Annotated in this window: 16 protein-coding genes; 8 read left to right on the top strand and 8 right to left on the bottom strand. The window is 72.3% G+C overall.

The features are described from left to right. Positions 1 to 18 precede the first annotated feature (18 nt). The gene (locus tag ABZX96_RS05095; protein WP_355537981.1) at positions 19 to 1,788 is read left to right on the top strand and encodes a biotin carboxylase N-terminal domain-containing protein; all 1,770 of its coding nucleotides are present in this window, start codon (positions 19 to 21) and stop codon (positions 1,786 to 1,788) included. Between the two features lie 295 nt (positions 1,789 to 2,083). Here ABZX96_RS05095 and ABZX96_RS05090 read toward each other — a convergent pair whose 3' ends face one another. After that, complete coding sequence (locus tag ABZX96_RS05090; RefSeq protein WP_355537978.1) at positions 2,084 to 3,268, bottom strand: alpha/beta hydrolase-fold protein; 1,185 nt, start codon at positions 3,266 to 3,268, stop codon at positions 2,084 to 2,086. A 547-nt stretch (positions 3,269 to 3,815) separates the two neighbouring features. Here ABZX96_RS05090 and ABZX96_RS05085 point away from each other — a divergent pair. Then, complete coding sequence (locus ABZX96_RS05085) at positions 3,816 to 4,379, top strand: helix-turn-helix domain-containing protein (RefSeq protein WP_355538071.1); 564 nt, start codon at positions 3,816 to 3,818, stop codon at positions 4,377 to 4,379. A gap of 526 nt (positions 4,380 to 4,905) precedes the next feature. On the opposite strand, the gene ABZX96_RS05080 is transcribed toward ABZX96_RS05085, so the two are convergent. Both ABZX96_RS05080 and ABZX96_RS05075 read right to left on the bottom strand, forming a co-directional pair. After that, positions 4,906 to 5,892 (bottom strand): DeoR/GlpR family DNA-binding transcription regulator, encoded by a 987-nt coding sequence (locus ABZX96_RS05080; RefSeq protein WP_355537975.1) that lies wholly within the window; start codon positions 5,890 to 5,892, stop codon positions 4,906 to 4,908. A 275-nt stretch (positions 5,893 to 6,167) separates the two neighbouring features. Next, positions 6,168 to 7,613 carry an NAD(P)H-quinone dehydrogenase gene (locus tag ABZX96_RS05075; protein WP_355537972.1) on the bottom strand — a complete coding sequence of 482 codons (1,446 nt, stop codon included), beginning with the start codon at positions 7,611 to 7,613 and terminating at the stop codon, positions 6,168 to 6,170. 325 nt (positions 7,614 to 7,938) lie between these two features. Between ABZX96_RS05075 and ABZX96_RS05070 the strand changes: the two genes are divergently transcribed. The 3 genes from ABZX96_RS05070 (at position 7,939) to ABZX96_RS05060 (ending at position 12,103) form a co-directional block, all read left to right on the top strand. After that, positions 7,939 to 8,376 (top strand): gamma-glutamylcyclotransferase, encoded by a 438-nt coding sequence (locus ABZX96_RS05070; protein ID WP_355537969.1) that lies wholly within the window; start codon positions 7,939 to 7,941, stop codon positions 8,374 to 8,376. Between the two features lie 249 nt (positions 8,377 to 8,625). Then, the gene (locus ABZX96_RS05065) at positions 8,626 to 9,447 is read left to right on the top strand and encodes a purine-nucleoside phosphorylase (RefSeq protein WP_355537966.1); all 822 of its coding nucleotides are present in this window, start codon (positions 8,626 to 8,628) and stop codon (positions 9,445 to 9,447) included. A 976-nt stretch (positions 9,448 to 10,423) separates the two neighbouring features. Then, entirely contained in the window at positions 10,424 to 12,103 is a 1,680-nt protein-coding gene (locus ABZX96_RS05060; RefSeq protein ID WP_355537963.1) for a phospho-sugar mutase, read from the top strand. Between the two features lie 168 nt (positions 12,104 to 12,271). Here the strand turns inward: ABZX96_RS05060 and ABZX96_RS05055 are convergent, their stop codons facing one another. The 4 genes from ABZX96_RS05055 to ABZX96_RS05040 all read right to left on the bottom strand — a co-directional run bounded on the left by ABZX96_RS05055 (position 12,272) and on the right by ABZX96_RS05040 (position 15,747). Further along, entirely contained in the window at positions 12,272 to 12,895 is a 624-nt protein-coding gene (locus ABZX96_RS05055; RefSeq protein ID WP_355537960.1) for a PH domain-containing protein, read from the bottom strand. A gap of 178 nt (positions 12,896 to 13,073) precedes the next feature. Next, positions 13,074 to 13,730, bottom strand: a complete 657-nt coding sequence (locus ABZX96_RS05050; RefSeq protein ID WP_355537957.1) for a class F sortase — start codon at positions 13,728 to 13,730, stop codon at positions 13,074 to 13,076. After that, positions 13,727 to 14,701, bottom strand: a complete 975-nt coding sequence (locus tag ABZX96_RS05045) for a hypothetical protein (protein WP_355537954.1) — start codon at positions 14,699 to 14,701, stop codon at positions 13,727 to 13,729. The genes ABZX96_RS05050 and ABZX96_RS05045 overlap by 4 nt, the downstream gene beginning before the upstream one ends. Positions 14,702 to 15,117: 416 nt before the next feature. Further along, the gene (locus ABZX96_RS05040) at positions 15,118 to 15,747 is read right to left on the bottom strand and encodes a hypothetical protein (RefSeq protein WP_355537951.1); all 630 of its coding nucleotides are present in this window, start codon (positions 15,745 to 15,747) and stop codon (positions 15,118 to 15,120) included. 361 nt (positions 15,748 to 16,108) lie between these two features. Between ABZX96_RS05040 and deoC the strand changes: the two genes are divergently transcribed. Genes deoC through ABZX96_RS05025 form a run of 3 tightly spaced genes read left to right on the top strand, consistent with a single transcriptional unit; the run spans position 16,109 to position 19,457 of the window. Further along, positions 16,109 to 17,104, top strand: coding sequence for a deoxyribose-phosphate aldolase (deoC, locus tag ABZX96_RS05035; RefSeq protein WP_355538068.1), 996 nt, complete (start codon positions 16,109 to 16,111; stop codon positions 17,102 to 17,104). A 2-nt stretch (positions 17,105 to 17,106) separates the two neighbouring features. Continuing rightward, positions 17,107 to 18,588: an aldehyde dehydrogenase family protein gene (locus tag ABZX96_RS05030; protein ID WP_355537948.1), complete on the top strand. Its 1,482-nt coding sequence runs from the start codon at positions 17,107 to 17,109 to the stop codon at positions 18,586 to 18,588. Next, positions 18,585 to 19,457: an aldehyde dehydrogenase family protein gene (locus tag ABZX96_RS05025; RefSeq protein ID WP_355537945.1), complete on the top strand. Its 873-nt coding sequence runs from the start codon at positions 18,585 to 18,587 to the stop codon at positions 19,455 to 19,457. The genes ABZX96_RS05030 and ABZX96_RS05025 overlap by 4 nt, the downstream gene beginning before the upstream one ends. Before the next feature lie 242 nt (positions 19,458 to 19,699). Here ABZX96_RS05025 and ABZX96_RS05020 read toward each other — a convergent pair whose 3' ends face one another. Further along, the gene (locus ABZX96_RS05020) at positions 19,700 to 20,122 is read right to left on the bottom strand and encodes a hypothetical protein (RefSeq protein WP_355537942.1); all 423 of its coding nucleotides are present in this window, start codon (positions 20,120 to 20,122) and stop codon (positions 19,700 to 19,702) included. Positions 20,123 to 20,264: the final 142 nt, after the last annotated feature.

Below are 20,264 nucleotides of genomic sequence, written 5' to 3'. Positions count from 1 at the left end.
TTCAAGGAGGGAGTCATCGTGCGCAAGGTGCTCATCGCCAATCGTGGCGAAATCGCTGTTCGCGTTGCCCGTGCATGCCGGGACGCCGGGATCGGGAGCGTAGCCGTCTACGCGGACCCGGACCGGGATGCTCTGCATGTCCGTGCGGCTGATGAGGCATACGCCCTGGGCGGTGACACTCCTGCCACCAGCTACCTGGACATCTCCAAGGTGCTGCAGGCCGCCGCCGACTCCGGCGCGGACGCCGTCCACCCCGGTTACGGCTTCCTCTCGGAGAACGCCGAGTTCGCCCAGGCCGTCCTCGACGCCGGGCTGACCTGGATCGGCCCGCCGCCGCAGGCCATCCGCGACCTCGGCGACAAGGTCGCCGCCCGGCACATCGCCCAGCGCGCCGGCGCGCCGCTGGTGGCCGGCACCCCCGACCCGGTCTCCGGGGCGGACGAGGTCGTGGCCTTCGCCGAGGAGCACGGCCTGCCGATCGCCATCAAGGCGGCCTTCGGCGGTGGCGGGCGCGGCCTGAAGGTCGCCCGCACGCTGGAAGAGGTCCCCGAGCTGTACGACTCGGCGGTGCGCGAGGCGGTCGCCGCCTTCGGGCGCGGCGAGTGCTTCGTGGAGCGCTACCTGGACCGCCCCCGGCACGTCGAGACCCAGTGCCTGGCCGACAAGCACGGCAACGTGGTCGTCGTCTCCACCCGTGACTGCTCCCTCCAGCGCCGCCACCAGAAGCTCGTCGAGGAGGCGCCCGCGCCGTTCCTGACGGAGGAGCAGAACGCGGAGCTGTACCGCGCGTCCAAGGCGATCCTGCGCGAGGCGGGGTACGAGGGCGCCGGCACCTGCGAGTTCCTGGTCGGCCAGGACGGCACCATCTCCTTCCTTGAGGTCAACACCCGCCTCCAGGTCGAGCACCCGGTGACCGAGGAGGTCACCGGCCTGGACCTGGTCCGCGAGATGTTCCGCATCGCCGACGGCGAGGAGCTCGGCTACGACGACCCGCCGGTGCGCGGCCACTCCTTCGAGTTCCGCATCAACGGCGAGGACCCGGGCCGCAACTTCCTGCCCGCCCCGGGCACCGTCACCCGCTTCGCCCCGCCGTCCGGCCCGGGCGTGCGACTGGACGCGGGCGTGGAGTCCGGCAGCGTCATCGGCCCGGCCTGGGACTCCCTGCTGGCCAAGCTCGTCGTCACCGGCGCCAGCCGCGAGCAGGCGCTCCAGCGCGCCGCCCGCGCGCTGGAGGAGTTCCAGGTGGAGGGCATGGCCACCGCCATCCCCTTCCACCGCGCGGTGGTCAAGGATCCGGCCTTCGCGCCGGAGCTGACCGGCTCGGCGGACCCGTTCACCGTCCACACCCGCTGGATCGAGACCGAGTTCGTCAACGAGATCAAGCCGTTCGCGGGCGCGGGCACCGACGAGGCCGAGGCGGACAGCCGCGAGACGGTCGTGGTCGAGGTCGGCGGCAAGCGGCTGGAGGTCTCGCTGCCCTCCTCGCTGGGCATGCCGCTGGCCCGGGCCGCCGTCGCCGGGGGCGCCAAGCCCAAGCGCAAGGCCGCCAAGAAGTCCGGCTCCGCCGCCTCCGGTGACGCGCTGGCCTCGCCGATGCAGGGCACCATCGTCAAGGTCGCCGTGGAGGAGGGCCAGGAGGTCGCCGAGGGCGAGCTGGTCGTCGTCCTGGAGGCCATGAAGATGGAGCAGCCCCTGAACGCGCACAAGGCCGGCACGATCAAGGGCCTGAACGCCGAGGTCGGCGCCTCGCTCTCCTCCGGCGCCGTCATCTGCGAGATCAAGGACTGAAGGACCGAGGACCGAAGACTCAAGGACCGAGGACCGAAGGACTGCCTGACGGTCCCCGAGGGTCGCTGATTCTCCCGTAGGGGGTTCCTCGTACGGCTTTTTCCGTACGGGGGACCCCCTACGGCTTTTCCCGTACGGGGAGGCCCTTACGGCCTGTTTCCTACGGGACATCCCCTCCGGCCCATCCCGTACGGGGAATCCCCTGCGGCTTTCTCCGTACGGGAACGCCCCTACGGGAACGCCCCTACGGGACCTCCCGTACCGGAGACCCCGCGCAGCCGCCCCGCACCCGCCCCTACGACTTCCCGACCACGTCCTCCGGGAACGTCAGCTCCCTGCTCATCCACTCCAGGGCGGCCGGGAGTTCGCGCCGCCAGGTGGCGAAGTTGTGGCTGCCGTGGTCCAGGACGATCGACTCCGCGCGCATCGGCGGACGGACGGCGTCCAGGAACCGCCGCGCCGCCGGGTAGTTCTTCTCCCCCTCCTTGCTGGTGCCCACCAGGACGGAGACCTGCGGAGCGGGCAGGTGTTCGAGCCGCCACATCAGGTCGTGGCCCTGCTTCCGCTTGATCCGGTCCTTGCCGTCACCGAAGAGGTTCCCGGTGGTCGGGTCGTTGGTCACCTTGTAGTCGGGCGAGAGCGCCGCCGCCGCGGTGTACGTGTGCGGGTGCCGCATCGTCAGCTGGAGCGCGCAGCTCCCGCCGGAGGAGTAGCCCAGCACGCCCCAGCCGCTCGGGTCGTGGCCGACCCGGTAGTGGGCCTTGAGCGCGTCCGGCACGTCCTTGGCGAAGAACGTCTCGGCCTGCGGCCCGTCCGGCACGTCCACGCACTGGGTGTCGCGCGGCGGCGCGATGGTGGGCCGCAGCATGACGATGACGGCCGGCTGCATCTTGCCCTTGCGCATCAGGTCGGCCGCGGTCTGCGGCAGCCGCAGGTGCTGCCCGAGGAGGAACACCCCGCCCGGGTACCCGCTGATCGCCACGACGACGGGGAACCGCTGCCGGGCGTACTGGGGCTGGAAGTACTGCGGCGGCAGGAAGACGTACGCCGGGTTGACGACCTTGGTCCGCTTGCCCACGATCCGTACGGTCTCCACCTTGCCGACCTGATCCGGCGCGCCTTTGGGGACGCCGTGCACCTTGTCCAGGCCCTCCGGTCCGGACGCCTGGACCAGGCCCTTGGCCGGGTCGCCGGCGGGCCCGGCGGCGCCCTGGTCGCCCCACTTGCCCACGGCGCCCGGGGCGTCGTCGTAGGTGCCGAGGAGTTCCTGCCACGACCCGTAGAACTGGAAGTTGGCGTTCACGGCGAGCCCCAGGGCGGCGACGATGGCCACCTGCGTCACCACGACGCTGCCCAGCCTCCCGAGCAGCGCGCGCGGCCCCCGTCCGGCGAACCGGGGCCACAGCCACAGGGTGAGCCCCACGCAGACCACGGCGAGCGCGATCATCGTGTACAGCAGCGACCGGCTGGTCAGTCCCATTGCGTTCCTCAGGTTCCCTCACGCGTTCCATCGGCCGTCGACGACCTCATTGCGCCAGGTTTGATGCCATCTGAGGGGCGTCCGTTGCCACCTCGCGCAGGTGTTCGCCCACGCGCCCCTCGCGGTATGTCCGTGCTTCGCCTCCCGTACCGCTTTTGGACACCCGGCCCGCCGGAAAGCCTGGGACGGTGCGGACGCGGGGGCCACGGGCCCGGCGAGCGGGGCGCGCCGGACGGCGGACCGGCGTCCGGACACACGGAGGACCGTGCCGCGGCCCCCTGCCGGAAACCGGCGGACGGGGCACCGGCGCAGGTCACACGGACGTGACCGGCGTGCGGGCGGTGGCATGCTGGACTGACCGGACCTGGACGGGCCGGGGCGAGGGAGGACGGCGAGTATGGCGACGACCGAGACGGCGGGGCGGCGCCCCGCGGAACACCGGGCCGCGGGAGCCGGACCGGCGGCACCGCAGCCCCCGGCGCACCACGGGGCCGCGCCGCGGCAGCAGGCGGAGCGGCAGGCCGCGGCGCACGACGCGGTCCGTCCCATGCGCGCCGACGCCCGGCGCAACTACGAGCGGCTGCTGGCGGTGGCCCGGACGGCCTTCACCGAGCACGGCACGGACGCGTCGCTGGAGGACATCGCGCGCCGCGCCGGCGTCGGCATCGGCACCCTGTACCGGCACTTCCCCAACCGCACGGCCCTGATGGGCGCCGTCTTCCAAGGCGAGGTGGAGGCGCTGCTGACGCGCGCCCGGGAGCTGAGCGACGCGGCCGAGCCGTGCGCGGCGCTGGTCGCGTGGCTGCGCGCGATCGTCACGCACGCCAGCACGTACCGCGGTCTGTCGCGGGCGCTGATGGCCGCCCCCGCCGACGAGAGCTCGGGGCTGGCGCGGTGCCGGGTCCCGATGCGGGAGGCGGGGAGCGAGCTGCTGGACCGCGCGCAGCGGGCCGGGGCGGTGCGCCCCGACGTGACGATCCACGACCTGATGCAGCTGACCAACGGCATCGCGCTGGCCGCCGAGGAGTCGCCGGACGACCCCGAACTGGCCGACCGGCTGCTGACCCTCACCCTCACCGGCCTCAAGCCGACGGGCGGCAGGGCTTCCTGAGCTCTGCCCTTGGGCGCCCTCGTGGCGCCCCTGTGGCGCCCCTCGTGGCCCGTCCCGCCCGGCTCTGCCCGGGCGCCTGTTCCGTCCGGTCGGGCACGGGCGCCGATGGCCGGTCTCGTGTCGTACGGACTTCTCTTGGCCGTTCTCGTCTCGTACGGGTTTCCCTTACGGGCCCGGCCGGCCCGAGCGGCGGGACCGGCCGATCGGCCGAGTACAGGGGCCGTCCGAGCGGCGGGGTGACCCTTACGGGACGCGGCGGCCGGTCCCGTTAGGGCCCGTGCACTCCGCTCACCGGCTCTCCGCGAGCCCGATGACACCCCGCCCGCCGGTTCCTCCGTACGGCCCCGCGGAACCCCACTCACCGGTTCCTCCGTACGACCCCGCGGAACTCCCCGAACGGCGCAACCCGAACGACTGAGCCGAACGGCACTCGGCCCGATCGACTCAGCCGCATGACCCAGCCCGATCAACCCAACCTGACCGAGCCAGCCCGATCGACTCGGCCCGAACGGCTCGGCCCTCTCGATCAGCGCCGGCGAGGGGCCAGATCGGCGATCCGGCCCGGGGGCTGTTCGCCGAGCGGCGGGGCCGTGCGCAGCTGCGGCGCCGGGCCGGCCCCGTTGGCGGGATGACCGCGCCGCTGACCCGGCAGCGGTACCTCCCTCCTGGGCGCCCGCCGGTCGACCGGGCCGGCCTCTCTGTGCGGCTGGCCCGCCCCGGCCCCGGCGTCCGGCCCGCCCGCCACCGAGATCTGCACGCCCTGGTCGGCCAGGGCCTGGAGCTCGGTCGCGGCGCGCTCGTCGTGCCCTGACGGCTCGTCGGTCACCAGGCGGGTGATCACGTCCGTCGGCACGGTCTGGAACATGGTGTCCGTCCCGAGCTTGGTGTGATCGGCGAGCACCACGACTTCCGCCGCCGCCTGCACCAGCGCCCGGTCGACGCTGGCGGAGAGCATGTTGGAGGTGGACAGGCCGCGCTCCGCGGTCAGGCCGCTGCCCGACAGGAAGGCGCGCGACACCCGCAGCCCCTGGAGGGACTGTTCGGCCCCGCTGCCCACCAGGGCGTAGTTGGACCCGCGCAGGGTGCCGCCGGTCATGACGACCTCGACGCGGTTGGCATGGGCCAGCGCCTGGGCGACCAGCAGGGAATTGGTGACCACGGTCAGACCGGGCACGCGGGCCAGCCGGCGGGCCAGCTCCTGCGTGGTCGTCCCGGCCCCGACGACGATGGCCTCGCCCTCTTCGACGAAGCCCGCCGCGAGATCGGCGATGGCCGTCTTCTCCGCGGTCGCTAGATGGGATTTCTGAGGAAACCCGGATTCACGGGCGAACCCCCCGGGCAGGACCGCACCGCCGTGCCGGCGGTCGAGCAGTCCTTCTGCCTCCAGAGCCCGCACATCCCGCCGTACGGTCACTTCGGAGGTCTGGACGACACGGGCGAGCTCACGGAGCGAAACCGCTCCGTTCGCGCGCACCATTTCTAGGATCAATTGGCGACGTTCTGCAGCGAACACGAAACTGACAGTAACGCCAACGACCGTCTCTTTTCAGCAGGTTGCACCAATTAACGGAAGTTGTTCGTTACCGATGGCCGCCCGTGGTATATGCCGTTGGCCCGACTCGCCTGGCAAGGGGCGCCCGTTCGCCTGGCGACCAGCGCCTTTGTTCGGTTCGACCGTTCGGTACTTTGATATTTCGGTATTTCTACGGTCGCGGTATCCGAGGTCATCGGTAAGCAGTCACCGGGATCCGGCATCCGGATATACCGGAATCCCGATAATGCGCGCCGTTATTCGCTCGCCGCCTTGCGGGTGTGCAACTGCCGCGCCACCTCGGCGAGCGAGCCGGACAGCGACGGGTACACGGTGAAGGCATTGGCGATCTGCTCCACCGTCAGATTGTTGTCGACGGCGATGGAGATCGGGTGGATCAGTTCGCTGGCGCGCGGCGAGACCACCACACCGCCGACGACGATGCCGGTGCCGGGGCGGCAGAACAGTTTCACGAATCCGTCGCGAATGCCCTGCATCTTGGCGCGCGGATTGCGCAGCAGCGGCAGCTTGACCACGCGCGCGTCGATGACACCGGCGTCCACGTCGGCCTGCGAATAGCCGACGGTGGCGATCTCCGGGTCGGTGAAGACGTTCGCCGAGACGGACTTCAGGTTCAGCGGCGTGACCGCGTCGCCCAGGAAGTGGTACATCGCGATGCGGCCCTGCATGGCGGCGACGGACGCGAGCGCCAGGACGCCCGTGCAGTCACCGGCCGCGTACACGCCCGGCGCGGAGGTGCGCGAGACCCGGTCGGTCTTGATGTGGCCCGACTCGGTGAGGGTGACCCCGGCCTCCTCCAGGCCGATGCCCGCGGTGTTCGGGATGGAGCCGACGGCCATCAGGCAGTGCGTGCCGCTGATCGTGCGACCGTCCGAAAGAGTGACCTCGACGCGGTCGCCCACCCGCTTGGCGGAGGCGGCGCGGGAGCGGGCCATCACGTTCATGCCGCGGCGGCGGAAGACGTCCTCCAGGACGGCCGCCGCGTCCGGGTCCTCGCCCGGCAGCACCCGGTCCCGGGAGGAGACCAGCGTGACGCGCGAGCCCAGGGCCTGGTAGGCGCCCGCGAACTCGGCGCCGGTGACGCCCGATCCGACCACGATGAGCTCTTCGGGCAGCTCGTCCAGGTCGTAGACCTGGGTCCAGTTCAGGATGCGCTCGCCGTCCGGCTGGGCGTCGGGGATCTCGCGCGGGTGGGCGCCCGTCGCGATCAGTACCGCGTCGGCGGTCAGCGTCTCCTCGGTGTCGTCGCACATCGTGACCGTCACCCGGCGCGAACCGTCCGGCGACTGCCCCGGCTCCAGCCGCCCGCGCCCCCGCAGCACCCGGCCGCCGGCCCGCGTCACGGAGGCGGTGATGTCGTGCGACTGGGCCAGCGCGAGGCGCTTGACGCGGCGGTTGACCTTCCCGAGGTCCACCCCGACGACCCGCGCCGGGCGGTCGACGTACGGGGTGTCGTCCTCGACGATGATGCCCAGCTCCTCGTACGAGGAGTCGAACGTCGTCATCACCTCGGCCGTCGCGATGAGGGTCTTCGAGGGGACGCAGTCGGTGAGCACCGACGCCCCGCCCAGACCGTCGCAGTCGACGACGGTCACCTCCGCGCCGAGTGAGGCGGCCACCAGGGCCGCCTCGTATCCGCCGGGTCCGCCACCGATGATCACGATCCGAGTCACGTACTCCATTGTCTCGCACTTGTGTCCCGGGGCTCGCTCCGGGGCCGAACGTTCGCGCCGCCCATCCCCGGGCGCTGGTCGGGACGTTGCCTGAGGGGGTGATGCGCGCCCTGACGGGCGCCGCCTGCCGGGTCGGCGCGCGACCGCCTTCGCCCGGGCCGGTGCCTGCCGACCGCCGGGGTCATGGCCCGGACCACCTCCAAGGGGTGACGTGCGGACGGCCTCCGGGAGTCGTCGCACCGACCCCCTACGGGTCCCCGTACGGGCCGTCGCGTCGGCGCCATGCCTCCCGCGGACCCGGAGGCGGACGGACCGGCTCCCGTACTCTCGGACCATGTCGCTCTACGCCGCGTACGCCGGCAACCTCGACGCGCGGCTGATGTCCCGCCGCGCACCGCACTCGCCGCTGCGTGGGACCGGCTGGCTGGACGGCTGGCGGCTCACCTTCGGGGGCGAACAGATGGGCTGGGAGGGCGCCCTGCCCACCATCGTGGAAGCGCCCGGCTCCCAGGTCTTCGTCGCCCTCTACGAGATCGCCCCCATGGACGAGGACTCCATGGACCGCTGGGAGGGCGTGGGCCTGGACGTCTACCGGCGGATGCGGGTGCGGGTGCACACGCTGGACGGCGACGAGGCTGCCTGGCTCTTCGTCCTCAACGGGTACGAGGGCGGGCTGCCGTCGGCGCGCTACCTGGGGGAGATCGCGGACGCCGCGGAGTCGGCGGGCGCGCCGCACGACTACGTGATGGAGCTGCGCAAGCGGCCGTGCTGACGCCGCCCTGGGGTCACCCCGAGGCCGCGTCCCCCTAGGGGGCGTACGGGACGTTCCGGGCCATGCGCCCGCGCGGGCTACCCGTACGGCTGACCCTTACGGGTACACGGGGTGGCCCTTACGGGTGTCGTGGCGCCGCCCGGTTCGTCCGTTTGCTCCGTCGCCTGTGCGAACCGACAAAGCAACGATCCCAGCACCGTTGCCGGCGACATCTACGCGCGTAGGAGAATTGCGGCTACCCTCGTCGGCGTGAACGCATTTGCTACTTCGGAGATCCAGGCAGACCCCCAGGGTGCCGCCGCCGACGCCGCCGCCCGCCTGCGCGAACTGACCGGCGCCGAGACCCACGACGTCGCCCTCGTGATGGGCTCCGGCTGGGCCCCCGCCGCCGACGCGCTCGGCGAGCCCGAGCACGAGTTCCTGGTCACCGAGCTGCCCGGGTTCCCCGCGCCGGCCGTGGCCGGTCACGGCGGCAAGATCCGCTCGTACAAGATCGGCGAGAAGCGCGCCCTGGTCTTCCTGGGCCGCACGCACTTCTACGAGGGCCGCGGCGTGGCCTCCGTCGTGCACGGCATCCGCACCGCCGCCGCCGCGGGCTGCAAGACCATCGTCCTGACCAACGGCTGCGGTGGTCTGCGCGACGGCATGCGCCCCGGCCAGCCGGTCCTGATCAGCGACCACCTGAACCTCACCGCCACCTCGCCCATCGTCGGCGCGAACTTCGTCGACCTGACCGACCTGTACTCCTCGCGCCTGCGCGAGCTGTGCAAGGAGGTCGACGCGACCCTGGAGGAGGGCGTCTACGCCCAGCTCCCCGGCCCGCACTACGAGACCCCGGCCGAGATCAAAATGCTCCGCACCATGGGCGCCGACCTCGTCGGCATGTCCACCGTGCTGGAGGCCATCGCCGCCCGCGAGGCCGGTGCCGAGGTCCTGGGCCTGTCGCTGGTGACGAACCTCGCCGCGGGCATGACCGGCGAGCCGCTCAACCACGAAGAGGTGCTCCAGGCCGGCCGCGACTCCGCGACCCGCATGGGCAGCCTGCTCGCCCAGGTGCTGCCGAAGCTCTGACGAGCGATCCGGGCTGACCGGGCCGAGGCGGGCCGGTCGGGCCGAGGCGGGCTCGTCGGGCCGGTCGGGCTGACCGGGCCGCCTTCGGGCCGGGCTCCTGCTGGGCCCGGCCGTCGGCGGCCGGGCCGCCGCCCGGGGGCTCCCACCGGCCGGGGCCCCCCCCCGGGGCCCACCCCCCCCATCGGGAGGGCCCCCCGGCCGCGGGGCGGCCGGGGGGGGGGGCGGCGCGGGCCGCGGGGGGGCGGGGCTCCTGCGGGGCCGGGCCGGGGGGGGCGGGGCCGCCGCCCGTGGCCTCCGACCGGCCGGGCCCCCGCCCGGTGCCACTCCCGGCAGATCGGGACGCGCACCGGGCCGGGGTCCGGCCGGAGCGGAAGCCGGGGTCTGACGGGAGCGGGAGTCTGGGCCTGACGGGCCGCCGGTGACGGAAGGGGACGCGCCCCGTAAGGGCCGGCCACCCACGTGGCCCGGACCCGAAGGTGCCACCCGTACGGGACCGTCGCGCACGGCCCAAACCCGTAAGGGCCACCCGGAGGGGACCACCGCAGGCCACCGCGCCCCGCGCACACCCCCTAAGGGCCACCCTCACGGGCCACCGCACTCGGCTCACGCCTCGTAAGGGCCACCCCGCACGGGACCCACCGAGCGCGACCCGCACCCGACCTGCACCCCGGCCCACCCCCGGGCTCGCACCCGACCCGCACCTTGACCCACCCTCGGGCTCGCCCCGTAAGGCCCCCCTCCGAGGGTTCGGCGCCCGCAGCCCGGGAATCCCGTACGAACGTACGAGACGCCCGACCAAGACGGGTGGTCGACGCGCCTCATAGCCGTGGCACGATCCGGGTACCCGTACGCCGTTCCCTCCACGGCCCGCGGCCCCCGCCACGAAGAAGCCGCCGGTCCGGGGCGGCGTACGCCGGGCGCGCCCACAGCGTCCCCACAACCCAGTGCACCCCATCCCCACAGTCAGGAGCATGACGTGGCAACCGATTCCGCGGAGCTGGAGCTGATCAGCCGGGCGAAGGCATGGCTGGCCGAGGACCCCGATCCCGAGACCCGGGAGGAGCTGACCAAGCTCATCGACGCCGAGGACACCGCCGAGCTGGCCGCCCGGTTCGCGGGCACCCTCCAGTTCGGCACGGCCGGGCTGCGCGGGGAGCTGGGTGCGGGTCCGATGCGGATGAACCGCGCCGTCGTCATCCGCGCGGCGGCCGGTCTGGCCGCGTACCTCAAGGACAAGGGGCAGGGCGAGGGCCTGGTCGTCATCGGCTACGACGCCCGCCACAAGAGCGCCGACTTCGCCCGGGACACCGCCGCCGTCATGGTCGGCGCGGGCCTGAAGGCCGCGCTGCTGCCGCGCCCGCTGCCCACCCCCGTCCTCGCCTTCGCGATACGTCACCTGGGCGCGGTCGCCGGTGTCGAGGTCACCGCGAGCCACAACCCGCCGCGCGACAACGGCTACAAGGTCTACCTGGGCGACGGCTCGCAGATCGTGCCGCCCGCCGACGGCGAGATCGCCACGCAGATCGCCGCCGTGGCCTCCCTCAACGACGTGCCGCGCCCGTCCGAGGGCTGGGACGTGCTGGGCGACGACGTGCTGAACGCGTACCTGGAGCGGACCGACGCGGTGCTCTCCCCCGGTTCCGCGCGCGACGTAGACGTTGTCTACACGCCGATGCACGGCGTGGGCCGGGACACCCTGGTCGCCGCGTTCGCGCGGGCCGGGTTCCCGGCGCCGACCGTGGTCGCCGAGCAGGCCGAGCCGGACCCCGACTTCCCGACCGTCGCCTTCCCCAACCCGGAAGAGCCCGGCGCGATGGACCTCGCGTTCGCCACCGCCCGCGCCGCCGGACCCGACATCGTCATCGCCAACGACCCGGACGCGGACCGCTGCGCCGTCGCCGTCCCGGCCCCCGGCACCGAGGCGGGCTGGCGGATGCTGCGCGGCGACGAGGTCGGCGCGCTGCTCGCCGCCCACCTGGTCGGCAAGCAGGCCCACGGCGTCTTCGCCACCACGATCGTCTCCTCCACCCTGCTGTCCCGGATCGCGGCCACCGCCAAGCTCCGCTACACCGAGACGCTGACCGGCTTCAAGTGGCTCGCCCGCGTGGACGGCCTGCGCTACGGCTACGAGGAGGCGCTGGGCTACTGCGTCGACCCCGAGGGCGTCCGCGACAAGGACGGCATCACCGCCGCCCTGCTCGTCGCCGAACTCGCCGCCGAGCTCAAGCGCGACGGCCGCACCCTGGTCGACCTGCTCGACGACCTCGCCGTGGAGCACGGCCTGCACGCCACCGACCAGCTCTCCGTCCGCGTCCAGGACCTCTCCCTGATCGCCGACGCGATGCGGCGCCTGCGCGAGCAGCCGCCGACCGCGCTGGCGGGCCTCTCGGTGACCCAGGCCGACGACCTGTCGCAGGGTTCGGACGAGCTGCCGCCGACCGACGGCCTGCGCTACTACCTCGCGGGCTCGCAGACCCTCGGCGTCCGCTCCGGCCGCGTCGTGGTCCGCCCCAGCGGCACCGAGCCCAAGCTCAAGTGCTACCTGGAGGTCGTCGTCCCGGTCGTCTCCGGCCAGTCCCCGGACGAGGCCCGCGGCACGGCGAACGCGGCCCTGGCCGCCATCAAGGCCGACCTGTCGGCGGCGGCGGGTATCTGAGCGCCTTAAGGACACCCACCGCGCGCGTACGGAAACGCACACACACGAAAAGCGGGCCTCGGTCTGATGTGACCGAGGCCCGCTTCACGTTCTCCGGCCAGGGCGGCGGACGCAGATCCCGCTCAGGGGCCCGCACTCCCCCGCCGTCCGCCCACGGGACGCCCGGCCTTACAGCGCGATCAACACCACCAGCCCCACCGCGCCCACCACACACGGCGCGATGATCTCGTACGCCCAGCGCACCACCGGCGTGCCCTCGGCGCCGTCGCGGCCCGCCGCGTTCTCCTTGAGGGCGCGCAGCTCGTCGAGCGCCCGGTCGGCCGTGGCGCGCCGGACGGTGTCGGTGGTCGCCTCGGGGTGGCCGCCGGCGGCGCGGTTGGCGATGCGGGACGCCTGCCGGTTGGCCTTCTTGCGCTGCCGCAGCGACACGGGGATCGACCAGAGCTGGTACTTCGTACCGCCCGCGAAGACCTCACTGGAGAAGGACGCCCTCAGGTCCTCCACCGAGTTCCACGGGAGCGTGATGGTGCGGAACGGGTTCCGGACGATCATCTTGTCCGCCCCCGCCCGCACCACGGGCCGCAAGGTGAACGCGACGACCAGCGGCACGGCGAACAGCAGCCCGGCCACCGCCAGCAGCCGGGTGTGACCGCTGCCCCGTACCAGCGCGTCCCCGCCCAGCCAGGCGGCGAGCGCGAGCAGCAGCACCCCGCCGGCGATACCGGCGGGAGAACGGTAGCCGCGGTCGGCGTACTGCTGGTCGGAGGCGGTGGGATGCTGCGGGCTCGTCATGGTGCGATTGTGCCTGAGCGTCCGGAAGCCGGACGTTTCGTTACGGCATCAGTTCGAACGGACGAGAGAACGCGTCGGAGAACGCGTCCGGGAGCGGACGAGACCCGCCCTGTTCCCGAAGCCTTCGGAAAGCCTTCGAAAAACCTTCGGAAAGCCTTCAGGGAGCCTCCGATAACCGTCAGGACACAAGATCGGCATAGAGAACGATGTTGTCCGGCCGGTGGCCGTCCACCAGGTCGCCGCCGCAGGTGATCAGGCGCAGTTCGGGGCGGCTGGTGTCGCCGTAGACCTTCTGGGTGGGGAAGGACTTCTTGTCGACCTGCTCCAGGGCACGGACCACGAAGACGGCCGTCCGCCCGTCCGCCCGGTCCACGTAGATCTTGTCGCCGGCCTTCATCCGCCCGACGTGCTGGAGCACGGCGGGGCCCTCGGCGGTGTCGTAGTGGCCGATGAGGACGGCGGGACCGGTCTCGCCGGGCGTCACGCCCTTGTCGTACCAGCCGATGCGGTCGGCCTGCGCCACGGAGGGCACCTCGACCGTGCCGTCGGCGGCGAGCCCGAGGTCCAGCACCGGTCCGGTGTCGACACCGGCCGCCGGGATCCGGACGCGCGTCGGCTTGGCGGCGGGCAGCGGCGCGGCGGACGGGGACGCGGACGCACCCGCCCGCTTCGCGGCCGTCGAACCGTCCGCGGCCACGTGGACGGACGGCACCCCGTTCGAAGCGCCGCCGTCCTTCACGCCCACGGCGATCAGCACACCGCCCAGTGCGAGGAGGGGGAGGCAGGCCGCCATGATCCAGCGGCCCGCCCCACGCCCCGGCGACCGTCGGCTCAAGCCCGCGAGCCCTCCGCCTGGCGGCGGCGCAGCACCGCGAAGCCGATGCCCGCGGCACCCAGCGCCGCGAAGCCGCCGCCGACCGCGATCAGGGTCGTGTCGGCGCCCGCCGCCACGCCCTCGGCACCCGCCGCCACGCCGCCCTTGGGCAGCACCTTGGTCTGGCCGCCGGTGGCCTTCGCCTGCGTACCGGTGTTCACGGCCTGCTTGCCGGCCGGGGCCGGGCCGACCGGGCCCTGACCGTTGCTGGCGTGCCCGGAGCAGGACGTGGGCTTCTTCGGGAACGAGGCGTAACCGGCCGGGTAGCCGCCGCCCTGCATCTTGAACGTGAACGTCGGCTGGTCGCTGCCCGGGTTGACGATCTTCGCGCCGAAGGGGCGGTACGAGGGGTGCCGACGGTCCAGGACGGGACCCTCCAGCTTGTACGGGCTGGCCAACTCGGCGAACTGCACCTTGGGGCCCTTGGGACCGTTGGTCAGGATGGCCCAGGTGCCGGCGCCGATGGACTGGTACCGGCTCACCGTGCAGTCACCGCTGGGGAAGGTGCCCCTAGGGGGAACCCCGGCCGGCTTGGTGGCCTCCGGCTTGGGCGTACCCGGCTTGGACTCGGTGGGCTTGGGGGTGCCCGGCTTCGACTCGGACGGCTTGGGGGTACCCGGCTTCGACTCGGACGGCTTCGGGGTGCCCGGCTTGCTCTCGTCCGGCGCGGGGGTGCCCGGCTTGTCCGGGGTCGGCGTGCCCGGCTTGGTCTGGTCGGGGGTGGTCGTGCCCGGCTTGGACTCGTCGGGCGTGGTCGCGCCCGGCTGCTCCGCGGAGGGCTGCTGCGTGGCGGACTGCTCGGCGGCCGACGCGGCGACGGGGCCGGAGGCGGCGAAGGCACCGGAGACCGGGCCGAGGACGACGGCACCTACGGCGGCTGCGACGGCGGCGGCACGCAGGGCGCTACGACGGGGCGATGACAGGGCGGACATGGACGGGCTCCCGTAAGGTCACGGATCGAAAACTCAATCGCCGGTGGCTGGTGGACACCCCCCTTCGCAGTTTGGGGCGAGGGGTTCAGGTGATGAGAAAGACTTTAGAAACGCCATTTGATGGTCATCTCGCCGTTATGTAACGGAAGTTCGACGGAAACCCGCGCAATTGTGACCGTTCTCTCACATTCGGCCGCCATGGCTCCTCTGACCTGCGCTTCTCCACATGCGACCGGTCCAGCCGACGAGCCACCTCCGGCATCCCACCGCCACGACGAACGTCCCGGCCGGCACTTCGAAAAGCGCCGGCCGGGACGTTCGGATGTGTCATGAGGCTGCGAAGTCGCCTGAAAGCAAGGGGAAGGGGGGATGTCGCGGAGAGCATTCCACTTCCCCACCGCTCAGCAGCGCGCCGCTCACTTCGAGGCGCCGCCCTCGACGTGCGACGTGATCCGGCCCTCGATGTTCAGGACAACCCACATCTTGCCGATCTTGGTGGCGCCGTAGTGCTTCCCGTCCTTGTCGCGCGCCTCGATCGTGCCGACGACGCGCCCACCGTTGGTCAGCGTGGCCTTGTAGTTCATCCCGCCGAGGCTGGTCACCTTCGCGGTGGTACGGGCATCCGCGAGCACCTCGGTGTGGGCCCCGCCGGCGTGGTTGCTCAACGGCCTGTTCCACGAGGCGATCTGTCCGTTCGGACCGAAGGCCACGATCGTCCCGTTGTTCTCGCCCCCCGAGTACGGCTTGGTGGGCGTCGACTCAAAGTTGCCGATCACCACCTTGCCGGAGTAGCACTCCACCCGGAAGTGCTGCGCCCCCACCTTGTAAACCTTGGCGATCGAGCCATCCACAAGCTTCACCTGCCGGACGAACGTCCCCTTGCCCGCCTTCGCGGCGGTGACCTTCTGGGACGCGGCAGCCGGTGTGGCGGCGTGCCCGGAGGCCGCGAACGCCCCGGAGACCGGCCCGAGGACGACGGCGCCCACGGCCGCGGTGACGGCGGCGGCGCGCAGGACCTTGGCACGGCGTGTGATCTGGACGGACATGTGCTTCTCCCCTGTTCTGCTCAGTCGTCAATCGGCGATCGACAACCGACCCCTCCCCCGGCCCGTACGGCCGAGGAGCGCTGCGGTGCGAGAGAAAACCTATTGACCAGGTGTGATGGCCACCTCGCCGTTCCGTCACGGGCATTCGACAGGAATCCGTCCGCTCGTAACCGATTTCTCACATTGCCTGCCGCGCTCCGTCGGCCCGCCTTCCCGCGACCGTCGACAACCGATGTCCGCAGCACCCTCGTCCCCCTTTCGTCACGCCTCCCCTCCACCCCCTCGATTCCCCCACCCCGCCCCCCGGCACAAGCAAGGGGGTGACAGACGCTACGCGCGTAGATATGCTCCCCTCGTGACCATGCCCACCACTGTTCCCGCATACGGCAAGGAAGCCGCGGGGCGTCTGGCGTCGATGGCGGACGTGACCGCCTCCGACGGTGCGCTGCGCCGCTTCCTCCACGGCCTCCCGGGCGTCGACGCGGTCGGCCTTCAGGCCCGCGCCGCCGCTCTCGGCACCCGCTCGATCAAGTCCACGGCGAAGGCGTACGCCATCGACCTCGCCATTTCCATGATCGACCTGACGACGCTGGAAGGCGCGGACACCCCGGGCAAGGTCCGGGCGCTGTGCGCCAAGGGCGTCAACCCCGACCCGACCGACCGCACCGCCCCCCAGGTCGCCGCGATCTGCGTCTACCCGGACATGGTCGCCACCGCCAAGGAGGCGCTGACCGGCACGGGCATCCACGTCGCGTCCGTGGCCACCGCCTTCCCGGCGGGCCGCGCCGCGCTGCCCGTCAAGCTGGCCGACACCCGTGACGCGGTCGCCGTCGGCGCCGACGAGATCGACATGGTGATCGACCGCGGCGCCTTCCTCTCCGGCCGCTACATGACGGTCTTCGAGGAGATCAAGCAGGTGAAGGAGGCGTGCCGCCGCGAGGACGGCAGCGCCGCGCACCTGAAGGTCATCTTCGAGACGGGCGAGCTGAAGACGTACGACAACGTGCGCCGCGCGTCCTGGCTGTCGATGCTGGCCGGCGCCGACTTCATCAAGACCTCGACGGGCAAGGTCTCCGTCAACGCCACCCCGCCGGTCACCCTCCTCATGCTGGAGGCCGTCCGCGACTTCCACGCCGCCACCGGCGTGCAGGTCGGCGTGAAGCCGGCCGGCGGCATCCGGACGACCAAGGACGCCATCAAGTACCTGGTGATGGTCAACGAGACGCTGGGCGAGGACTGGCTGAACCCGGACTGGTTCCGCTTCGGCGCCTCCAGCCTCCTGAACGACCTGCTGATGCAGCGCCAGAAGCTCAGCACCGGCCGTTACTCCGGCCCCGACTACGTCACGGTGGACTGACCATGGCTTTTGAATACGCACCGGCACCCGAATCCCGTTCGGTCGTCGACATCGCGCCGTCCTACGGCCTGTTCATCGACGGCGAGTTCACCGAGGCCGCCGACGGCAAGGTCTTCAAGACCGTCTCTCCCTCGACCGAGGAGGTCCTCTCCGAGGTCGCGCAGGGCAGCGCCCAGGACGTGGACCGGGCCGTGAAGGCCGCCCGCAAGGCGTTCGAGAAGTGGTCCGCGCTGCCAGGCTCCGAGCGCGCCAAGTACCTGTTCCGGATCGCCCGGATCATCCAGGAGCGCTCCCGCGAACTGGCCGTCCTGGAGACGCTGGACAACGGCAAGCCGATCCGCGAGTCCCGCGACTCCGATCTGCCGCTGGTCGCCGCGCACTTCTTCTACTACGCGGGCTGGGCCGACAAGCTCTCGCACGCGGGCTTCGGCGCGAACCCGCGCCCGCTGGGCGTCGCCGGCCAGGTCATCCCGTGGAACTTCCCGCTGCTGATGCTCGCGTGGAAGATCGCCCCGGCGCTGGCCTGCGGCAACACCGTGGTCCTCAAGCCCGCCGAGACGACCCCGCTGTCCGCGCTGTTCTTCGCGGACATCTGCCGCCAGGCGGGCCTGCCCAAGGGCGTCGTCAACATCGTGACGGGTGACGGCACCACCGGCGCCGAGCTGGTCGCGCACCCGGACGTCAACAAGGTCGCCTTCACCGGTTCCACCGCCGTCGGCAAGGCCATCGCCCGCACCGTCGCCGGTACGGACAAGAAGCTGACCCTGGAGCTGGGCGGCAAGGCCGCCAACATCGTCTTCGACGACGCGCCGATCGACCAGGCCGTCGAGGGCATCGTCAACGGCATCTTCTTCAACCAGGGCCACGTCTGCTGCGCCGGCTCCCGCCTCCTGGTGCAGGAGTCCGTGCAGGACGAGCTGCTGGACGCGCTCAAGCGCCGGATGGCCACCCTGCGCGTCGGCGACCCGCTGGACAAGAACACCGACATCGGCGCCATCAACTCCGCCGAGCAGCTCGCCCGCATCAAGGAGCTGGCCGACGCGGGCGAGCAGGAGGGCGCCGAGCGCTGGGCCCCGGCCTGCGACCTGCCCGACTCCGGCTACTGGTTCGCGCCGACCCTCTTCACGGGCGTCACGCAGGCGCACCGCATCGCCCGCGAGGAGATCTTCGGCCCGGTGCTGTCCGTGCTGACCTTCCGTACGCCGGACGAGGCCGTGGAGAAGGCCAACAACACCCCCTACGGGCTGTCGGCCGGCATCTGGACGGAGAAGGGCAGCCGCAGCCTGTGGATGGCGGGCAAGCTGCGCGCGGGCATCGTCTGGTCCAACACGTTCAACAAGTTCGACCCGGCCTCGCCCTTCGGCGGCTACAAGGAGTCGGGCTACGGCCGCGAGGGCGGTCGTCACGGCCTGGAGGCGTACCTCGCCGGAGCGGCCGAGCCGCCGAGGGAGCGCAGCGAGCGAGAAGGGGAGCGCGACCAGTGAAGCAGCCTGACCGGCTCAGTGTTCTGAAGACCTACAAGCTGTTCGTCGGGGGCAAGTTCCCCCGGTCCGAGAGCGGACGGGTGTACGAGGTGACCGACTCTAAGGGGAACTGGCTGGCCAACGCCCCCCTGTCCTCCCGCAAGGACGCCCGGGACGCGGTGGTCGCCGCCCGCAAGGCGTTCGGCGGCTGGTCCGGCGCCACGGCCTACAACCGGGGCCAGATCCTCTACCGCGTCGCCGAGATGCTGGAGGGCCGCCGCGAGCAGTTCGCCGCCGAGGTGGCGGACGCCGAGGGGCTGTCCAAGTCCAAGGCCGCCGCCCAGGTGGACGCCGCCATCGACCGCTGGGTCTGGTACGCGGGCTGGTCCGACAAGGTCGCCCAGATCGCCGGCGCCGCCAACCCGGTCGCGGGCCCGTTCTTCAACCTGTCCACCCCGGAGCCGACCGGTGTGGTGGCCGTCATCGCCCCGCAGGAGTCCTCGTTCCTGGGCCTGGTGTCGGTGATCGCCCCGGCGATCGTCACCGGCAACACGGTCGTGGTGGTCGCGTCGGAGAACGCCCCGCTGCCCGCGCTGTCCCTGGGCGAGGTGCTGGCCACCTCCGACCTGCCCGGCGGCGTCGTCAACATCCTCTCCGGCCGCACCGCGGAGCTCTCCGGCCCGCTCGCCGCCCACCAGGACGTCAACGCCATCGACCTGGCGGGCGCCTTTGGTGACGCGCAGTTGGCCACCGCCCTGGAGACGGCGGCGGCCGACAACCTCAAGCGCGTTCTCCGTCCACAGCCTGTGGACTGGTCCGCCGAACCGGACACCACCCGCCTCCTGACCTTCCTGGAGACGAAGACGGTGTGGCACCCGATGGGGGTCTGACCTCCGCACCGCCTGATGGGGGCCCGCCCCCGATCCGGTGACCCCATCCGGTGACCTCGGCCGCGGCCCGGTGCCGCGCGCGTGACGACAGGGCTCCATCCCTCGGGATGGAGCCCTGTGGCGTACGGGGTTTGGGGCGGATGGAGCCCTGTGGCGTACGGAAGGCCCCTGCGGCGTACGGAGTCCGCGGCATACGGGCCCTGCGGCGTACGGAGAAACCCCGCGGCGTACGGGGAACTCCCTCAGCCCGGCAGCCGCCGGATCGCCTCGCCCGCCAAAGGCAGGTCGTCCAGCGATCCGCCCCTGGTGAGCGGGTCGGTCAGCAGGTTGGTGCCCACCGGCTTGAAGTCGGCGACCTGGGTGCCGACGCTGTTGTCCAGCGGGTCGACGCCGGTGCCCGCCAGCGGGTCGAGGGGCAGCCGCTTGACGGGGCCGATGCTGCCTTCGGCGGTCGGCGACAGGGAGTTGTGGAGCGCCGTCGACAGGATCTTGTAACCGCCTCGGACCACGTTCCCGGCCGGTCCCCCGTCCCCTGACGCGGCGGCCTCGGCGGGCGCCCCGCCCGCCGTCAGCGCGGCACCGGCGGCCGAGAGGACGAGGCCGACGCGGACCAGGCCGCCGACCGCACGGCCGCGCCGGCGCGGGGAACGGGAGTGAGAGGCCATGCCACCTGCCAGGTGTCTCGGCGCGCGAGCGGCCCGGACGACGACCGATCGGCATGCTGTGAACGAACGGTTCCCCAGCGTAGCCACCGGCCTTCCGGGCGTTCCACCCCGCACGCCCTGGGTCCCCCGCACGGCCCAATGC

Source organism: Streptomyces sp. NPDC003077 (assembly GCF_040611095.1).
In the GTDB taxonomy this organism is placed as follows: domain Bacteria; phylum Actinomycetota; class Actinomycetes; order Streptomycetales; family Streptomycetaceae; genus Streptomyces.
The sequence above is the reverse complement of the archived record's forward strand: the minus strand, read 5'-3'. Positions and strand labels throughout refer to the sequence as shown.

Excerpts from the sequence above, each read along its gene's own strand:
- ABZX96_RS05090 (WP_355537978.1), bottom strand. The coding sequence starts at position 3,268 with ATGGGACTGACCAGCCGGTCGCTGCTGTACACGATGATCGCGCTCGCC.
- ABZX96_RS05085 (WP_355538071.1), top strand. The coding sequence starts at position 3,816 with ATGCGCGCCGACGCCCGGCGCAACTACGAGCGGCTGCTGGCGGTGGCC.
- ABZX96_RS05075 (WP_355537972.1), bottom strand. The coding sequence starts at position 7,613 with ATGGAGTACGTGACTCGGATCGTGATCATCGGTGGCGGACCCGGCGGA.
- ABZX96_RS05070 (WP_355537969.1), top strand. The coding sequence starts at position 7,939 with ATGTCGCTCTACGCCGCGTACGCCGGCAACCTCGACGCGCGGCTGATG.
- ABZX96_RS05055 (WP_355537960.1), bottom strand. The coding sequence starts at position 12,895 with ATGACGAGCCCGCAGCATCCCACCGCCTCCGACCAGCAGTACGCCGAC.
- ABZX96_RS05045 (WP_355537954.1), bottom strand. The coding sequence starts at position 14,701 with ATGTCCGCCCTGTCATCGCCCCGTCGTAGCGCCCTGCGTGCCGCCGCC.
- ABZX96_RS05040 (WP_355537951.1), bottom strand. The coding sequence starts at position 15,747 with ATGTCCGTCCAGATCACACGCCGTGCCAAGGTCCTGCGCGCCGCCGCC.
- deoC (WP_355538068.1), top strand. The coding sequence starts at position 16,109 with ATGCCCACCACTGTTCCCGCATACGGCAAGGAAGCCGCGGGGCGTCTG.
- ABZX96_RS05030 (WP_355537948.1), top strand. The coding sequence starts at position 17,107 with ATGGCTTTTGAATACGCACCGGCACCCGAATCCCGTTCGGTCGTCGAC.
- ABZX96_RS05020 (WP_355537942.1), bottom strand. The coding sequence starts at position 20,122 with ATGGCCTCTCACTCCCGTTCCCCGCGCCGGCGCGGCCGTGCGGTCGGC.